The organism is Microcoleus sp. CAWBG27, from assembly GCF_020883145.1.
Lineage (GTDB): Bacteria > Cyanobacteriota > Cyanobacteriia > Cyanobacteriales > Microcoleaceae > Microcoleus.
On the sequence record NZ_JAHREU010000017.1, the window covers coordinates 18,027 to 35,114 of the forward strand.

The window sequence follows — 17,088 nt, forward strand, 5'->3', positions numbered from 1 at the left end:
TAGTCCTCTGATTTTATGCGGACTAAAGTCCTCACTACGAACCTATTAATGTTTTTAATGATTGATTTGGTCTTCTGATTGGATGCGGACTAAAGTCCTCACTACGAACCTATTAATGTTTTTAACGATGAGTTTAGTCTTCTGGATGCGGACTAAAGTCCTCACTACGAACCTATAATGACGTAAGTTCCGTTTACAATATCTGAGATAAAAACTTGCGCGTGCGTTCTTCTTTCGGGTTCTGAAAAAACTCTTCCGGGCTTGCTTCTTCCACTAAAACGCCACCGTCCATCAATACAATGCGATCGGCAACTTCGCGCGCAAATCCGACTTCGTGAGTCACCACTACCATTGTAATTCCTGTTTTCGCCAAATTTCGCATGACATCTAAAACTTCCCGCACCATTTCCGGATCTAATGCTGATGTCGGTTCGTCAAATAGCATGATTTTCGGCTGCATTGCTAGGGAACGTGCAATAGCAACCCGTTGCTGCTGTCCGCCAGATAATTGTCCGGGATATTTTTGGGCTTGAGACAAAATCCCGACTCTTTCTAATAGTTGCATCGCTACTTCTTCGGCTTTTTTCTTGGGCCAGCGACGCACCCATACGGGCGCTAGCATGACGTTTTGCAGGACTGATAGGTGGGGAAATAGGTTGAATTGCTGAAACACCATTCCGACTTCCTGGCGAATTTTTTCGATGTTTCGCAAGTCGTGGGAAAGTTCGATTCCGTCGATCGTAATTTTACCCTGCTGGTATGCTTCTAATGCGTTGAAAGTACGGATAAACGTCGATTTTCCGGAACCTGAAGGGCCCATCACGACGACGACTTCGCCTCGGTTGACGTTCATGCTGACGCCGCGCAGTACGTGAAATTGTCCGTACCATTTGTGGACGTTTTCTGCTACGATTACTGTTTCTGGAACTGTTAGTGTATCTTGCATAGTTTTGTCCTTTAAATAATGACGGATAATTATTGCCTGATGACTGTTGACTGCTTCAGCGGAGGGGAGATTTATATATATTTGGGTTGGGAGGGGGCGGGTTTATATGTATTTGGGTTTGTAGTTCTATTTTGTTGGTGAACCCGCCCCTACAGACTAATGACTTTTTTCTAGACTTTTTTCAATTTTGCGGCTGGCTAGTGACATTGAATAGCAAAATACCCAATAAATGAGGCCGACGAATATGTAAACTTCGGCGTATCTGCCTATATATGATGGATTTGCTAAAACTGCGCGGGATATGCCGATTAATTCTAACATTCCAAATAGCGAAAGCAGGGATGTATCCATAAACAATCCGATGAATTGACCGCCGATCGCCGGAATGACTGTTCGCAGTGCTTGAGGTAGTACAATCAGAATGGTCAGTAGGGGTGTGTTTAGCCCGATCGCTCTTGCTGCTTCTATTTGTCCCCTGGGTACGGCCTGCAAGCCACCCCGGACGTTTTCGGCTAGGTAAGCCGCACTAAATAATGTTAATCCGGCGATCGCCCGAATCACTCTATCTAATTTGGGATATTCGGGCGGTAAGAATAATTGCAGCATGACTTGACCTAAAAACAAAATGCCAATTAATGGCAAACCGCGAACAATTTCAATGTACAATGTTGAAAGTAGTTTGACGACTGGCAAAGAACTTTGTCTCCCGAGGGCGAGCAATACTCCCAAGGGAAACGACAGCACAATACTAATAATTGCTAAAAATAGCGTCAGCACTAAACCGCCCCAGTCATTTGTCGAGACTTCTGTCAAACCCAATCCGCCTTTAATTAGCCACAGAATTACTGGGAAGGAAAGAGTCCAAATTGCAGGCATCCAGCTAACCCCCCCTCGCCCCCCCTTACTAAGGGGGGGTTGGGAGGGGTTAGGGTTAATTTGTCGCCCAGCGATATAGCTGGCGGCGGCTGCGATGATAATTCCTAAGAGGTAAAAACGAGAGGTAAGGTCGATCGGCGAAATGACCGCACCAACAACGGCACCACCCAGTAAAATCAGTGTAGGCGGATTCCAAAGACGTTCATCTCGCTGAATGTTGCCCCAAGTTAAACCTCCCAACAAGGCAATTATTCCGGCTACTATCCACAGCCGCCAGTAGGATTCGCTGGGAAATCTGCCCACAAAAAATAGTGGCAAGTTGGCTTCTAATACTCGCCATTTAGCTTGTGTAGTTGCCCAAACGATAATTCCTTTGACTGTTTGGAAGGCGACAATTAAGCAAAATACTGTCAGAATGCTGTTGTACCAGGTACTAAATAGGTTTTTGCGCGCCCAATTCCAAGGGGTGGGCGATTCGGTGGCGGGAGGCGGCAGTACGGGGGAAGTTTCCATAAGTTGTTAGTTGTTATTTGTTAATTTCTAATTGCACTTGCTAAAATCCCCAATATTTTATTGACATTGCTCAGGAAATACTCGCTACTATCAATTTCTACGGCTGTTCCTTCTAGCTTAATAAATTTCCATACTGTTCCCGTAGTCACAGTCCCAAGAATTACTTTAATTTCCTTACCTTCACGTTGGTTGAATATTTGAGCAGCTAACATTTCTGCCACGCACTGTCCTAATCCCGAACTTATATTCTCCTTTTTAGCTTCTACAATTGCAATGACTGGGGATTTTACAATCATCAATTCTGGAGAACGGGTAATTAGAAAATCGCAAATTCCATTTAAACCTCTTTCTGAATTGACAGTAAAGTCTATTCCTGAAAATAAACCTATTTTGTCTTGTAACTGTGTTCTCAATTCTAATAAAATTGGCGCAATAATCATTTCAGAACGAGATTTTTCTGTATTGCTGCCAACAGCTATGGGCAGATATCGCCGTAAAGTTTCTGCGAGTGATGGACTACATTCTAATTCCGGTTCGTTTGCAAACAAATCAGCGATTTCAGAATAACTTAATTCAAATGTTTTCAAAACGTTGTTTAAGTTAAAGTCACTGTAAGCCATTTTATTTTTCCTTTCCCCTCTTGGTAAATTTCAAAAATTTGAATTTTTATCTTTCCTTTAGTTGTACGGTTTTATTGTACCAATTCATGAAGAGAGAAACTATCAAACTAATTGTAAGATATGTTGCCATGATAATTATCATTGTTTCGATCGCCCTACCGGTCTGATTCAGCGTCGGAGAACCCACCACAAAGTAAACGTCGGGATAAGCCACCGCCACCGCTAAACTCGAATTCTTCGCTAAATTCAGATACTGACTGGTTAACGGCGGCACAATTACCCGCAAAGCTTGTGGCAAAATTACCATCCGCATCAGGGTTCCAGATTTAAGTCCCAAAGACTTTCCGGCTTCCCATTGACCTCGCGAGACTGACTGAATTCCGGCGCGGACAATTTCGGCAATGTAACTGCCAGTATACAAGCTGAGTCCTGTCACGAGGGCTGCAAATTCGGGAGTTAATTTTAATCCTCCTTCGAGTTGCAATGCTGGTGTGAGGCGCGGGAAATCGACGCGGAAAGGCAGATTTTTGGTGATAATCAAAGCTAAAATTGCACTGAGGACGATCGCACCTGCGGCCCAAAACAACTGTCTTCCCGGCTTCGCTTCTTCCACCATCACCCGCGCCCGCCACATCCACAGCCCAGCCGCCGCCAAAACTCCGACAGTTAGCAAAATCAACCAAATCTCAAAACCTGGCAAAGGCGCAGGCCAAGGTACAGCAATACCGCGATTTGTCAAGTAAATAGGGCCCTTCATCTGCTGGTTGTCTTCCACTTTTGGCATGGAAATGAACACTGCAAAATACCAGAAAAATAATTGCAGCAATAAGGGTGTATTCCTCAAAATCTCCACATACAAAGCTGCTAAATTACGCAAGATCCAATTGTCGGAAAGGCGGGCAATTCCTACGGTCAAACCCGCAATTGTTGCGAAAACAATTCCCAACCCCATTACCCGCAGCGTGTTGAGTAATCCGACAAAATAAGCTTGTCTGTAACTGTTTTCCGGACTGTAGGGAATTACGCTTTCGCCGATGTCGAAGGATGCTTGGGAATTGAGAAAGTCAAATCCAAATGCAATCCCCAGTTGCGCGTAATTGGCGGTGAGGTTGTCCCAGAGAATGGCGATGACTGTTATTACTAAAATTAGGGCGATCGCCTGTCCGGCTATTTTCCAGAAGCGATCGTCCCGCAGCAGTGTTGATATATCTTTAATTTTGGATGATTTCTCGGATTTGCCCGGTTGAGGTTCTGTGTTCATAGCTTAAATATTATTTTGATTAAATCTGTTGCGTATGTTGTGTAGATTGGGGCGCTGAAGCGCAACTACGTACCTAAGAGGGCGCTGAAGCGCAACTACGTACCAAAGAGCGCTGAAGCGCAACTACGTACCTTTGTTTAAGTTGATTTTTAGGTTTGTAGTTGCGGACACGCATAGGGCCCAAGCGCAACTACAAACCTGTTGATTAGCGGAAGGGTGGCGAGTACAGCAAACCGCCATCTTTCCAGAGTTTGTTTTGACCCCGGTCTAACTTAAGTGTACTTTTTGGGCCGAGGTTGCGATCGTACATTTCGCCGTAATTCCCCACTTTCTTCACAACGCGGACGGCGTAGTCGTTGGGGAGTCCGAAACCTTTACCTAAATCTCCTTCTTTTCCTAGCAAACGTTTGACGCTTGGATCTGTAGTGCTTGCCACAGTTTGGTCTACATTTGCTGAATTAATTCCTAAATCTTCAGCTTCAATCGCCGCAAAAATAATCCATCTCACCGCATCCGACCATTTAGGATCGCCGCTTTTCACCGCTGGGGCTAACGGTTCTTTTGACATTACGATCGGCAAAACAACATTATTCTCAGGATTCGGTAGAGTTGTGCGCTTCGACACGAGTTGCGATCGATCGGCTGTAACACCTTGACAGCGACCTTCTTGATAAGTGCCAAAGGTAGTATTCGCATCTTCAAACACCACAGGAGTGTATTTAACTCCTAATTTTCGCATTTGGTCGGACAAATTTTGTTCGGTACTCGTACCTGTCTGCACGCAGATAGATTTGCCCGCAAAATCTTTTAAGCTTTTGATGCCGCTATCTTTTTTGACCATGATGCTTTGAGAGTCATAAAAGATAATTGGGGCAAATTCCAAGCCGGTAGTGCTGTCGCGACTCGCCGTGTAGGTGGTATTTCGGCTGAGAATATCGATTTCTCCGGCCTGCAAAACTGTAAACCTATCTTTGGCGTTGAGCTTTCGGTATTCGACTTTTTCGGGATCGTCAAATATAGCCGCAGCGATGGCCCTGCAAATATCCACATCCAAGCCGGAGTATTTGCCTTTTTCGTCTACAAAGCTAAAACCAGGTAGTTCGCCACTAATGCCGCAAATTAGTTTACCGCGGCTGACGATTGTATCTATCCGGCTCGAAGTTTGTTGTGGCGCGTTTCCCGCAGGCGAGGCTGGTGTTTGTCCGACTTGTGCCGATCGATCCCTACAAGATGCCAGCGGTGCCACAAACAACACACTTGCCAGCAACAGAAATCCCAATTTACGCATACATTTTACCAGTAGAACACTTTCTCGACGATCCTAACTTGTCAGTGTCGAGAACTGTTGCGATCGGCAATCTAGAACACCTTACCGTTTCAAATTAACCATTCTCAACCCGGTGTCGCACCCTGAAAAGCGCACCGGCTTACCGCCTATTATTTTTTTTGCCCGCTGCGGGCGATCTTGCCTACAATCTTGCTTACCAGAAAGAATTGGTTGAAAGCCCCAAGCCTTTGAGGGAGAAATTAAAATCAGACTATTCATTACTCCAATACTCGGACTTATAGGTAGAGGTCGCTCTCCTTCTGTCAACTGTCAACTGTCAACTGTCAACTGTCAACTGTTGAAAATCTTGCCTACAATATTTATCCAATTTTGATTTAATGCGCTTAGAACCGCTCTGGTGCTAGGCGCTGCTCGGCTAAATCGCGGATTAGCGACAGCCGAGACTCGATGTACTCGTTCAGCAAATCTGTTTCGTTACCATTGAGCGCAGAGTTCATCTTCAACTGCTTCAGCAGCCACTGTACCAGGGTGGCATCGTCCAAATTGACTAACAGAGTCGCTTGGGTGGTTTCAATTAATGACCAGAGTTGGCGTAACATGACTGGAGTCATAAAACCTCGTTGAGCGTAAATACGCACTTAGTGGGCTGGCTGGGTGATGAGTTGGTCTTAGTGTTTCAAGCCGATAGACGAAAAGTAGCCGTCTTGTCATCGGCTTAATGATTATTTTATATTTGACCACAATAACTTAATATAGTAGTGTCAAAAGCTACAACACACAAGATGTTATAAGAGTTCCCAATCTCGTCACATACAGATAAATATCTTGATAAAAAATTAAGAATCTTTACATAGGATTTGAGAAACCCGGCGGTTGAAACCGCGTCTTGTCAAGCAAAACCCGGATGGTGCGCGGGTTGAAGAGTCGTAGCGTAGCACACCCGGCGGTTGAAACCGCGTCTACACAGACAAAACCCGCCTCCGCGGGTTGAAGAGCCGTAGCGTAGCGGGGCGTAAGCCATCGCACGCACATTCTCTCAAATTCCATATTTCTTAGTCCGCGGAGGCGGACATCGTTTGTGTAGATGCGGTTTCCAACCGCCCAGGATTTCTTTAGTCCTGAGAAAATTGATCGATTAACCAGATAATTCAGCAGCAACCAACTGTTTAACCCCCGCTAGGATTATTTCTAATTCAGCGATGATTTTCGTGGCGCCTTCCAAATCGTTGGATTCGGCGTGAGTTTGAAGCTGAGCAGCCATCTCCGGCATTAACCGCACCGCCGCCGTAGCGCTGACACCTTTAATTTGATGCGCGCGGCGGGCCAGTGTCTCCATGTCTCGCGAGGCGATCGCACTTTTAGCAGATTCTAAATAACTGCTAGTATCCACCACAAAAGCTTGCAATATTTCCCGCTCAAAGTCCAAATCAGTGCCCGCAATTTCGTGCAAGCGTGCCATATCGACTACGCATTCTAGATCCGAAGCAGAGTTTTGGACTTCCTCACCCTTAAACTGAGGAATTTCAACTTTTAACTGTACCGACCAATTTTCTAGTACAGATTTTAACTTTTCGATGGAAATAGGTTTGCTAATATAATCATCCATGCCCGCCGCCAGACACTTTTCCCGATCGCCCTTCAAAGCATTTGCCGTCATTGCAATCACCACCGTCTTGCGATCGGGTTCCATCTTCCCAGCAGCAGTGCCTGTCGCTTCCATGCGGCGCAATTCCAGCGTAGCTTCGTAACCGTCCAAAACTGGCATCTGACAGTCCATCAGCACAATGTCATACTTTTTGATAGCCAGCATCGATAGCGCCTCAGCGCCGTTATTTGCCACATCCGCCGCACATCCCAAAACCTTGAGTTGATTCAGACCAACTTTTTGATTGATCGGAGTATCTTCAACTAACAAAATCTTTAGGCTAGCTAATTCCCGGTTGTCAATAGAGGAGTCTGGATTTGTCGTTGAATTTGCCAGCCGCGAGTCAACCACTGCACCCGGGGCGATCGCATTTACCAAGCACTCAAACAGCCGGTGAGCTTTCACAGGTTTAGTTAAATAACCGCTAAAACCAATATCTACCAAACGTTTAGCCTCCGATGTCTGAGTAATTGAAGTCAGCACCACCCAATGCGTCTGCTGCATTGCCGGCTCAGCAATCATCAAACGTTCCAGACTTCCCGCCACCATTTCCGGCAACTGAATATCAACCAAAATGATATCGTAAGGGGATTTTATGCTGACAGCTTTGTACAGAGATGCGATCGCCATCCAACCATTCTCAACCTCATCAACTTCCATCCCCCACAAAACCGCCATTCTCAGCAGCACTTTTCGCACTGTGGGCTTGTCGCTAGCAACTAACATTTTCTGCCCCGCCAGCACCGTTTGCAAATTCACTGAGCACGCTGTCCCAGCCCCAGTTAAATTTTCCTTAAGTGCCGGCACAGTAAACCAAAAACTCGATCCTTTACCGGGGGTACTTTCCACACCAATTTTACCCCCTAGCAGCTCCACCAACTGCTTAGAAATAGCCAGACCCAAACCAGTGCCACCGTACTTTCTCGTAGTAGAAGCATCAACTTGACTAAAAGATTTAAACAGCTTTTTTTGGTCTTCGACAGCAATCCCAATCCCTGTATCTGTGACCTTGAACAGCAGGAATAGCGAGCGATTGATTCCTAGTTTTAATGGTTGGATACTCTCTAATTTTTTCTGGTCGTCGCTGGCTGCCAATATCCCAGGAATCCTGCCAGTTGAAACCTCAATTACTATTTCTCCTGCTTCCGTGAACTTAATCGCATTGTTAATTAAATTAGTGAGGATTTGCCGCAATCGCGCTGCATCCCCTTTAATTTGCAGCGGCACGTCGGTATCAATCAGCGCCACCAATTCTATACCTTTAGTTTGTGCGGGAGTTGCCAACAAATCCAGCACTTCATCCAGACAAATACTGAGGTCAAATTCGATGGTTTCTAAGCGCATTTCTCCTGCTTCCAGTTTAGAAAGGTCAAGAATATCGTTAATGATCGACAGCAAATTTTGACCGCTGAGTTTCAGCGTCTGCACAAAGTCTAGCTGTTCGGGAGTAAGATTTGTTTTCAGCAGCAAATCTGTCATCCCCATCACTCCATTCATCGGAGTGCGGATTTCGTGACTCATATTTGCTAAAAATAGTGACTTCATTCGAGACGCTTCCAGAGCGGCTTCTCGGGCTTGCTGCGCTTGCTCGAACAAAGTAGATTGCTGAATGGCGATCGCCAACTGCACGCTCAACCTTCCCAGCAAATCCACCTCAGAATCAGTCCAAGCGCGCGGGGCACTGCACTGGTGGGCAACCAGCAACCCCCACAACCGATTTTGACGCTTGTCCAAACTCTCGATCTGCGACTTAATTCTAGGAGTTTCTGGCGAATATTCTATTGCTAATTCCTGACTTTCGTCGCCGATAAAAATTGGTACAACTAAATTAGCCCTTACCTGCAATTTCACCAGTAAATCTCGGTGAATCTCGCTCAAATTAGCATTATAAATATCTTCAACTGCTTGAATTTTGCCAGCGCGGTACATCGCTTTGTAACTTTCCCCAAAAGATTTTTCCTGAAGTTTTCTGCCCAGCATAGGCATCCAATCAGATCCTACAGATTCGACAACCACAATCCCTGTGTCATCGGAATCAAAACGATAAATTACCGTGCGATCGGTTGCCAGTAATTGCCGTACCTCTTGTACAGCCGTGCTCAGAGTTTGAGTGAGGTTGAGAGACTGTCGCACTCGCTGGGCGATCGCCGAAACCAGCCGTTCCTGTTCTGCTTGTTCCAGCAGCATTCTTTCAGCTTGCTTGCGTTCTGTAACATCGCGAATTACCGCAGCAAAGCACAGCGGTTCGCTACTTTGAGGGTGCTTGACCAGAAAAGCATTCATCACAACATCAATACTTTTTCCAGTACGCAAGTGCTGCATTTGACCTTCTCCTTGCCACTGGCCGTGACTGACAATTATTGGCAAAATCTCTTGACTGAATTCCTGTTTAAAAGTTTCGCCTATATAATCCCAGATCTCGGTATCAAGCACTTCCGACATATTCTCTATACCCACCAGTTTTTGACCGGCTTCGTTAACAAACAGCGTTTGACCTTCGAGAGTGGCCATACCGATAAAATCGCTGCTATTTTCAATCAGCGACACAAATTTTTGTCGTTCTTCTTCACCTTTTTTGCGTTCGGTAATATCGCGCTTAACGCAGACGTGACAAATTATATCGCCGCTGTTGTTAATTACAGAGTATGCCGCCACCTCGATCGCCAGCGTGCGACCTTTTTTAGTAAAGTTAGTAATTTCGCCCCGAAAAGTTCCAGTTTTCGCTAAACTTTTGGAAATCGCAGAAAAGCGTTCCCCCGCCACCAGCGGCGGCGTTTCTATTTCTAATTCAGCGTCTGTATATTCTAATAGCGATTGGTGAGCGCGATTTTGTTCGAGGAAAAACCCATCAGCATCGATAATCACCATCGCATCGTTGGAGTTTAAAAAGATTTCTCGGTAAAGTTTGAGTTTTTCCTCAGCTCGCTTGCGTTCGGTGATATCCCTTTTGACGCTGACGTAACAAACCACATCCCCAGCATCATTGAGAACCGCAAAAGCCGAAAGTTCCACCTCAAAGATTCCCCCTTGCAAATCCTTAACACAGCTCATTTCGCCTCGATAACTCCCTGTTGCGATCAATATTTGCAGCACCGATGCAAATGTCTCTTCTCCCGTATGAATTGCAGGAGTTTTACCCCACAATTTTGATGCACTGTAACCCAGCAAAGCCGTGTGAGCTTGATTAGTTTCCAAATAATAGCCTTGCGGGTCTAAAATGGCGATCGCATCATTGGACTTTAAAAATATTTCTTGATAAAGTTGCAGTTTTAACTCAGCTTGTTTGCGATCGCTAATATCCGTGAACAAGCCATAATAAACCATCTCTCCCGATCCTTGCATTTCCGGTTGTGCAGCCCCTTGAATCCATTTAAGTTTTCCAGAGGGGGTAATAATTCTACCTTCCCACCGCCAAGGCTGCAAATTTTCCGCAGCCAGCCTTACCGAGTTCCGAAAATCATCTCTATCTTCGGGATGAATCATGTCAACAATTGCACGAATATCCTGCTGAGCCACCTCCGGTTCTATTTCATACAATTCTCGGCAGCCCGCGCTCACAAACGAGAAGGCTATCGAGCCATCTAGATGCAAGTCAACTTGATATACCGTACCGGGTACGCTAGCAGTAATTTTTTGCAGTTTGGCTTGGCTTTGATTCCGGGCTTCATCTGTCGCCTCCCATTGAGCAATCTCCCGAGAAATGCCCAAAATCGCAAATATATTGCCTTTCGCATCGCGCAGGGGCAGTTTTTGCGTGTCAAAGACCTGCTGTTTGCCACCTGCAAAGGCGATCGCCTGGTAGGGATTGCGAACCGTCTCCCCCCCCAGCACAGCTCGGTCGTCCTCGCGGATGCCCCTAATTGAGCCGTGGCGATCGCCAAATACTGCTGCTTCTGAGAAACCTAATTCGAGATCGTCTTTGCCAATAATTTCTTCAACCTTTTTCCCCAAATATGCAGCAAAACTTTGATTGACAAAAATGTATCTAAAATTTCGATCTTTGGCAAACACTCTGTCGTCAATACTGTCTATTAAAGCCCGCAACAATAGCTCTTGGCTTTCCGCATCTAGAGCAAAATTATTTTGAACAGTTCCCTTGACATCCGTCTGTTTAGCTGCTAAAGTAATTAACGATTTAACACAAATTTTAGCGACCGTGTGGAGCAAACAAAGGTGTTCAAAATTAAAAGCAGTTCCCTGCTCTGCACCGATGAAAAATACTCCCAACAATTCTTCACTGTCCTCCGGGTTAGCCGGTGCCACCAACACCGACTTAAACTGAGCAATTGGCGGGCCAGCGATGTTGTACGCCCAGTCTCGACTTCCTGCCAGCCATTGGGTGCGAGTAGCTTGCAAGCAGGCTGCTATTTCAGATTTGACCGATTCAGTTAACGGGTGTAAGTGTTGCAGGTAGATGCGATCGTCCGGTAGAGTTAAAAGTGCGATCGTCTCACCAGGAATCAGGCGCCCGAGATGTGCCAGACAAGCAGACCAAATTTCATCAGCAACCGCAGCAAGTTGTACATTCTCCGTAAGTTCGTTGAGAACTTGCAGTTCCAAGGTACGCTGGCGGACTTTGGCCTTGAGGCTGGCGGCTAGGATTTGCATAGTGCTCACCACACTGGTTTCCTTATATTATAATTATTCATCTTCAAAGTTTTTTAAACAATCATCTTAAAATACATCAGGCGAAAAGACAACTTTTTTATATTTATATAACTTTTAATTGCTAAAAAACCAAAAGCGCGATCGGGAGCGAAGCGACACCGCAAGGCACCTGCTTCGCTCCAGCAGCGAGGTTTAAAGGCGAAATTATCCCATTAAAATCACGTTATCGATGACGTGGATGACACCGTTGTCAGCTTCGATATCAGCCGCGACAACAGTAGCATTCTTCACCTCAAAACCGTCTGAACAATCAATTTTAATCGGCGAACCTTCTAAGGAAGTAACAAAACCGAGTTTTGCCAAATCTGCCTTCATAAACTTGCCGGAGACGACGTGAAACATCAAAATCCTGCTCAGTTGGGGGACATTCTGCACTAGGGTTGTGATAGTTCCCGGTGGCAATTTCGCAAAAGCATCGTCAGTCGGTGCAAAGACAGTGAAAGGGCCCGGACTTTTGAGCGCATCTACTAAATTTGCTACTTGCACCGCAGTTACCAGGGTTTGGAACGAACCCGCACCTACGGCAATATCAACAATATCAGGCATTTGGTTCTACCTCGTTTGGCAAAAAAGTTCTATTAAGTATCGTAAACTGATGCGTGCAACAATACCTACTATGTTTGTTAAAAAATTGGTAATTCGTTTGTAGTGAGGACTTCAGTCGTCTCTTTTTTTGCGGACTGAAGTCCTCACTACGAACCTTTTCCAACCAGGTTCGTAGTGAGGACTTCAGTCGTCTCTTTTTTTGCGGACTGAAGTCCTCACTACGAACCTAATAATGGTTATTTTACACATAAAATTACTAAGCAATTTACTTTTTAACGGCGCAATACTTTTAAATTGCTACTAGACTGCGGTTGCTTGTGATACTAAAACCTCCGTTTCTAATTCTGCTATTTCCAAATTTAAATCCTCTCCCTTATGAATGCTAAAACTGCCATACAAAATTGAAATTTCAAAAATGTCTGTAGTAATTACAGCAGGCTTGCGGTGTTCCGGTTCGCCCAAAGAAATTCCTAAAAATTCTGCTTCAAGTTCGCCAACTTCTTCTTCATCGCGTACAGTCCACCCGATATCGCGACAGTCCTTAAATGCCAGAACATAAGGCAATCTTTCTTCTGGATTGTAGACGCATTCGATCGATAAGTAGGTAGGCGCAAATAAACCGAGCTGTGTAACAAAGTATGAAGCCTACAAAAACCTTGCGTTGGCGAAGCCTGTCCGTAGGACTTATGCTTCACTTCACTGCGTTACGCTCGCTGCGGACATAGTTATGAATTTTCGTACCGACTTACTTAGTTAATGCTGAGGTAGCCAAACGATTTGAGATTGTAGAATTAACTCTAATGATGAATCTGGTAGCTGGAACTGAATTCTCTAATTTTCGCTCTCCACGACTCCTGTAGGAAAGCAAATATCCGTTTTTGGGCGAAGTCAGTGGATTTGAGATTTGACTCCACTGCTAAATCAAAGGACGAGGAACTTCGATAGAGACTGTTTCGCTGGAGGGGGCGCGATTCGATGCACAGCAACCCAACAATTTGAGATTTTAGATGCGCGATCGAGAATTCCCTACATAAAATCTCAAATCCCAGATTTCAAATAGAAACACCATTAACCCCACCGTGAATGCTGATAAGAAGCGTAGGTATCAAACAAAGCACCCACTAAACTAAAAGCTAGGCCAATCACCAAAAATCCCTGGAGAGGACAGCCACTGCCAAAAGTGGCTAAGAACTGCAAAATCTGGTCTTCTCCAGAACGACCTACTGCTTGCAGAGCAGGCACAAGACCGATCAACGAAAAGCTAGTCAATCCCGCGCCGATTAACAATAAGGGAGCGACAAAGCTCAGGAGGCTGGTCAGCAGTAAAGAGCGAATAAAATTAGGAAAGATGCTCATAACAGTCAGTAAATTCAGCTAAACTGCCGAAAGGTGCAAGTAAAATAAACTTGTCCTTTTCTACGATAGGCAGCGATCGCCCTCAGTGGCCAATTCTGTCAGAAATCTTAAATCTTAGAGAAGAAACTTGTTTAAGATTTGTAGATAGATTTCATTTTTGCAGTTGTTCTACAGTCAAAATCCCTTGAGCACAACTACACCATCAAGCCTCAGTTTGTGGAGTCAGCGGTTACTGGCAGCCATTTTATTGGGCGGCCAAGTCATGCTGCACTTGCTAACTCGCAAAATTAACCGTCGCAACACCCTCGACCAAATGGCAGCAGTCGGCCCGGAATCGCTGCTGATTGCTTTGCTGACTGCGGGTTTTGTCGGCATGGTATTTACGGTTCAGGTAGCCAGGGAGTTTATTAACCTCGGTGCGGGTAATGTCGTCGGCGGGGTTTTGGCTTTGTCTTTGACTCGCGAACTCGGCCCGGTGTTAACAGCCGTAATCGTGACGGGACGGGTTGGTTCGGCTTTTGCTGCGGAAATCGGCACGATGCAAGTCACAGAGCAGATAGATGCCATGCTGATGCTCAGAACAGACCCGATCGACTATTTAGTAATTCCCCGCGTTTTAGCTTGCTGCTTGATGCTGCCAATTCTGACAATATTGTCCCTCGTCACGGGCATCGCCGGCGGGCTGCTGATTGCGACGACAATGTACGGCGTCTCTCAAAATGTGTTTTTAGAATCAGTCCGCCATTTCCTGAGTCTGTGGGACATTTGCAGCGCTGCTATTAAGGCTTTTGTGTTCGGTGGTTTGATTGCTGTCATCGGCACTAGCTGGGGTTTGACGACTACCGGCGGCGCCAAAGGCGTCGGCCAATCGACTACCACAGCGGTGGTGACGGCTTTGCTGGCTATTTTTATTGTTAACTTTTTCCTGACTTGGCTGATGTTTCAGGGTACTGGGTCTAGCGTACTCAAAGGCTTGTAAGCTAGGAAACGGATAAAATATAAATAATTGGCAACATTACTTTACTACCCCCTGATTTAAACCCGTGACTACAACTACCTCTGGGACTGCACCCACAGATACGATCGAACTTGCACCGAGTTATGCGATTCCGCTAGTCCTGGTACTAGCTGCTGTACCGCTGCTGTTCGTGCAGAAGTGGGTGAGTTTGCCGCTTTCGCTGTTCGGCTTGTTTCTGATGTACCAAGCCGCTACTATCCGGCTACAGTTTACTCCAACGGATTTGGACATTTATCGATCGTCCAAGTTGATCCGCCAATTTCCTTACCGACAATGGCAAAATTGGCGGATATTTTGGCCTGCTGTGCCGATTTTGTTTTACTTCAAAGAAATTAACAGTATTCACTTTCTGCCGGTTCTGTTCGATCGTAAAATGCTACAGACCTGCTTAGAACAGCGCTGTCCCCGTGAAGACTAAACAAGTTGTTAATTTTAAATTTTTAACTTCTTCTGTGCCCCACGCCGAATAAATTTCCCATGAATTCAGACGAATCTCCAACCAAAGAACCGCAATCGCAACCAGCCGCTGATGGCGAACCAACTCTACCCGTGAATGAGACGGAAAATCTATTGCCATCTCAAATACGGGAATTGTCGATCGCCCAAAACGATCTCACATCGCAAATTCCTCCCGAAATAGACCCCTGGGACGAGGAAAATCCCCAAATCACCCCTGTGGTGGACGAAGCGGGTGCGATCGCCAAAATTTCGCCAGAAACTGAGGATAGCGAATCTGAAAGTGCGATCGCCCAAAGTTCCCCAGAAACAGACTCCCAGCCAACAGCAACCGCAGAAACGGTAACGCCCGTACCAGAAAATGTTACCGAAAGTTTGGCAGATAGAGTCAAAGCATTGCAACAGCAAGAACAAGATTTGACCGCAAGAATTGCCACCTTGGAAGCTGACAAAGCTAAGGCGTTAGAAGCGTTGGGCGAGGCTCAAGCATCAATAGGGCGTTTGGTACAAGACGGCTTGATACAGCTAGATCATCGCAAGCAAGCCCTGCAAATTGAAGTAGAAAAACTCGAACGCAGGCGCGATCGAATTCAAAAGGAAATGCGAACTACTTTCGCCGGAGTTTCCCAAGATTTAGCAATCAGAGTTCAAGGTTTCAAAGACTATCTAGTCGGCAGTTTGCAGGATTTAGCAGCTACCGCCGAACTCTTAGATATGACGCCGCCGGTGCAAGAAACTTCCAAGCAAATCTCTGTTGAGGAGCCTCAATCCTCTTCCCCGGTAAATCCCAGATTTGCTGAACAAGGATTTCAAGAACAAGCCAAACAAATTCGCCGCACCCTAGACCAATATCGCACTCTCCCCGACTATTACGGCCCGCCTTGGCAACTCCGGCGCACTTTTGAACCCATCCACGCCGAACGAGTTTCTAACTGGTTTTTCACCCAAGGAGGAAGGGGTGCATTGCGAACTATGGGTTCGCGCTTGCAAAATATCTTGATTAGTTCGACAATTATTTCTGTACTTAGAAGCGTCTACGGCACGCGGGTGCGGACGTTGGTGCTCGCTAACAGTCCCGAACGTTTGGGTGAGTGGCGCCGGGGTTTGCAGGATTGTTTGGGGATTACTCGCACCGATTTTGGCCCGGAAGGTGGCATTATTATGTTTGAGTCTGCGGAGGCTTTGGCTCAAAAAGCCGATCGACTGGTGAGAGATGGTAAGTTGCCTTTAATTGTGATAGACGAAACAGAAGATTTAATCAGTTTGTCGATGCTGCAATTTCCGCTGTGGTTGGCCTTTGCTTCCGATCCGCAAACTTTAACGACTTCTAAGGATTTTTGATTTCCAATCCGGCTTTAACACGTTCAATTCCGGCAATTCCCGGCGAATAGAATTCGCGGCTATACAAACAAAGTCCGCCTCCGCGGACTGAATAAATTCCGGGTAAATTAACCAGAATTAGTTCTAGATTCTGACTTCTGACTTCAATTCCCGGCGAATAGAATTCGCTGCTATACAAACAAAGTCCGCCTCCGCGGACTGAAGAAATTTAGGGGGTAAATTAACCGGAATTAGTTCTAGATTCTGACTTCTGACTTCAATTTCCGGCGAATAGAATTCGCGGCTATACAAACAAAGTCCGCCTCCGCGGACTGAAGAAATTTAGGGGGTAAATTAACCGGAATTAGTTCTAGATTCTGACTTCTGACTTCAATTTTCGGCGAATAGAATTCGCGGCTATACAAACAAAGTCCGCCTCCGCGGACTGAAGAAATTTAGGGGGTAAATTAACCGGAATTAGTTCTAGATTCTGACTTCTGACTTCAATTTTCGGCGAATAGAATTCGCGGCTATACAAACAAAGTCCGCCTCCGCGGACTGAAGAAATTTAGGGG

15 protein-coding genes are annotated in these 17,088 nt (G+C 45.7%); 3 read left to right on the top strand and 12 right to left on the bottom strand.

Going from position 1 to position 17,088, the window contains the following annotated elements; all coding sequences use genetic code 11:
• Nucleotides 1-193 precede the first annotated feature (193 nt).
• The 11 genes from QZ938_RS12315 to QZ938_RS12365 all read right to left on the bottom strand — a co-directional run bounded on the left by QZ938_RS12315 (nt 194) and on the right by QZ938_RS12365 (nt 13,719).
• The gene (locus QZ938_RS12315) at nt 194-946 is read right to left on the bottom strand and encodes an amino acid ABC transporter ATP-binding protein (RefSeq protein WP_293337188.1); all 753 of its coding nucleotides are present in this window, start codon (nt 944-946) and stop codon (nt 194-196) included.
• Between the two features lie 156 nt (nt 947-1,102).
• A complete protein-coding gene (locus QZ938_RS12320) occupies nt 1,103-2,335 on the bottom strand; it encodes an amino acid ABC transporter permease (protein ID WP_293351680.1) in 1,233 nt (410 codons plus the stop codon).
• A 20-nt stretch (nt 2,336-2,355) separates the two neighbouring features.
• Nucleotides 2,356-2,955, bottom strand: a complete 600-nt coding sequence (locus QZ938_RS12325; RefSeq protein ID WP_293148790.1) for a hypothetical protein — start codon at nt 2,953-2,955, stop codon at nt 2,356-2,358.
• Between the two features lie 46 nt (nt 2,956-3,001).
• The gene (locus QZ938_RS12330) at nt 3,002-4,216 is read right to left on the bottom strand and encodes an ABC transporter permease subunit (RefSeq protein ID WP_293351682.1); all 1,215 of its coding nucleotides are present in this window, start codon (nt 4,214-4,216) and stop codon (nt 3,002-3,004) included.
• Between the two features lie 205 nt (nt 4,217-4,421).
• On the bottom strand, nt 4,422-5,504 hold the full coding sequence (locus tag QZ938_RS12335) for an amino acid ABC transporter substrate-binding protein (protein WP_293351684.1): 1,083 nt from the start codon (nt 5,502-5,504) through the stop codon (nt 4,422-4,424).
• Nucleotides 5,505-5,585: 81 nt separating this feature from the next.
• Nucleotides 5,586-5,762, bottom strand: coding sequence for a hypothetical protein (locus QZ938_RS12340; RefSeq protein ID WP_293148796.1), 177 nt, complete (start codon nt 5,760-5,762; stop codon nt 5,586-5,588).
• 125 nt (nt 5,763-5,887) lie between these two features.
• Complete coding sequence (locus tag QZ938_RS12345; RefSeq protein WP_293148799.1) at nt 5,888-6,115, bottom strand: hypothetical protein; 228 nt, start codon at nt 6,113-6,115, stop codon at nt 5,888-5,890.
• A gap of 524 nt (nt 6,116-6,639) precedes the next feature.
• Nucleotides 6,640-11,757, bottom strand: coding sequence for a PAS domain S-box protein (locus QZ938_RS12350; RefSeq protein ID WP_293365529.1), 5,118 nt, complete (start codon nt 11,755-11,757; stop codon nt 6,640-6,642).
• Nucleotides 11,758-11,961: 204 nt separating this feature from the next.
• On the bottom strand, nt 11,962-12,363 hold the full coding sequence (locus tag QZ938_RS12355) for a fasciclin domain-containing protein (protein WP_194011615.1): 402 nt from the start codon (nt 12,361-12,363) through the stop codon (nt 11,962-11,964).
• A gap of 300 nt (nt 12,364-12,663) precedes the next feature.
• The gene (locus tag QZ938_RS12360; RefSeq protein WP_293148805.1) at nt 12,664-12,927 is read right to left on the bottom strand and encodes a hypothetical protein; all 264 of its coding nucleotides are present in this window, start codon (nt 12,925-12,927) and stop codon (nt 12,664-12,666) included.
• A 504-nt stretch (nt 12,928-13,431) separates the two neighbouring features.
• Entirely contained in the window at nt 13,432-13,719 is a 288-nt protein-coding gene (locus QZ938_RS12365; protein WP_293148807.1) for a hypothetical protein, read from the bottom strand.
• A 184-nt stretch (nt 13,720-13,903) separates the two neighbouring features.
• On the opposite strand from QZ938_RS12365, the gene QZ938_RS12370 reads away from it, so the two are divergent.
• From QZ938_RS12370 to QZ938_RS12380, 3 genes are all read left to right on the top strand, one after another.
• Nucleotides 13,904-14,698, top strand: a complete 795-nt coding sequence (locus QZ938_RS12370; RefSeq protein WP_293351688.1) for an MlaE family lipid ABC transporter permease subunit — start codon at nt 13,904-13,906, stop codon at nt 14,696-14,698.
• A 64-nt stretch (nt 14,699-14,762) separates the two neighbouring features.
• Nucleotides 14,763-15,155: a DUF3119 family protein gene (locus QZ938_RS12375; RefSeq protein WP_293148813.1), complete on the top strand. Its 393-nt coding sequence runs from the start codon at nt 14,763-14,765 to the stop codon at nt 15,153-15,155.
• 59 nt (nt 15,156-15,214) lie between these two features.
• The gene (locus tag QZ938_RS12380) at nt 15,215-16,534 is read left to right on the top strand and encodes a DUF3086 domain-containing protein (protein WP_293351690.1); all 1,320 of its coding nucleotides are present in this window, start codon (nt 15,215-15,217) and stop codon (nt 16,532-16,534) included.
• Here QZ938_RS12380 and QZ938_RS12385 read toward each other — a convergent pair.
• Entirely contained in the window at nt 16,521-16,712 is a 192-nt protein-coding gene (locus tag QZ938_RS12385) for a hypothetical protein (RefSeq protein ID WP_293351692.1), read from the bottom strand. The genes QZ938_RS12380 and QZ938_RS12385 overlap by 14 nt on opposite strands.
• Nucleotides 16,713-17,088: the final 376 nt, after the last annotated feature.

What these genes read in the sequence shown, in the direction of transcription:
- QZ938_RS12340 (WP_293148796.1), bottom strand. Translation starts at nt 5,762, where the DNA reads ATGAATAGTCTGATTTTAATTTCTCCCTCAAAGGCTTGGGGCTTTCAA.
- QZ938_RS12320 (WP_293351680.1), bottom strand. Translation starts at nt 2,335, where the DNA reads ATGGAAACTTCCCCCGTACTGCCGCCTCCCGCCACCGAATCGCCCACC.
- QZ938_RS12315 (WP_293337188.1), bottom strand. Translation starts at nt 946, where the DNA reads ATGCAAGATACACTAACAGTTCCAGAAACAGTAATCGTAGCAGAAAAC.
- QZ938_RS12350 (WP_293365529.1), bottom strand. Translation starts at nt 11,757, where the DNA reads ATGCAAATCCTAGCCGCCAGCCTCAAGGCCAAAGTCCGCCAGCGTACC.
- QZ938_RS12345 (WP_293148799.1), bottom strand. Translation starts at nt 6,115, where the DNA reads ATGACTCCAGTCATGTTACGCCAACTCTGGTCATTAATTGAAACCACC.
- QZ938_RS12325 (WP_293148790.1), bottom strand. Translation starts at nt 2,955, where the DNA reads ATGGCTTACAGTGACTTTAACTTAAACAACGTTTTGAAAACATTTGAA.
- QZ938_RS12380 (WP_293351690.1), top strand. Translation starts at nt 15,215, where the DNA reads ATGAATTCAGACGAATCTCCAACCAAAGAACCGCAATCGCAACCAGCC.
- QZ938_RS12355 (WP_194011615.1), bottom strand. Translation starts at nt 12,363, where the DNA reads ATGCCTGATATTGTTGATATTGCCGTAGGTGCGGGTTCGTTCCAAACC.
- QZ938_RS12365 (WP_293148807.1), bottom strand. Translation starts at nt 13,719, where the DNA reads ATGAGCATCTTTCCTAATTTTATTCGCTCTTTACTGCTGACCAGCCTC.
- QZ938_RS12335 (WP_293351684.1), bottom strand. Translation starts at nt 5,504, where the DNA reads ATGCGTAAATTGGGATTTCTGTTGCTGGCAAGTGTGTTGTTTGTGGCA.
- QZ938_RS12330 (WP_293351682.1), bottom strand. Translation starts at nt 4,216, where the DNA reads ATGAACACAGAACCTCAACCGGGCAAATCCGAGAAATCATCCAAAATT.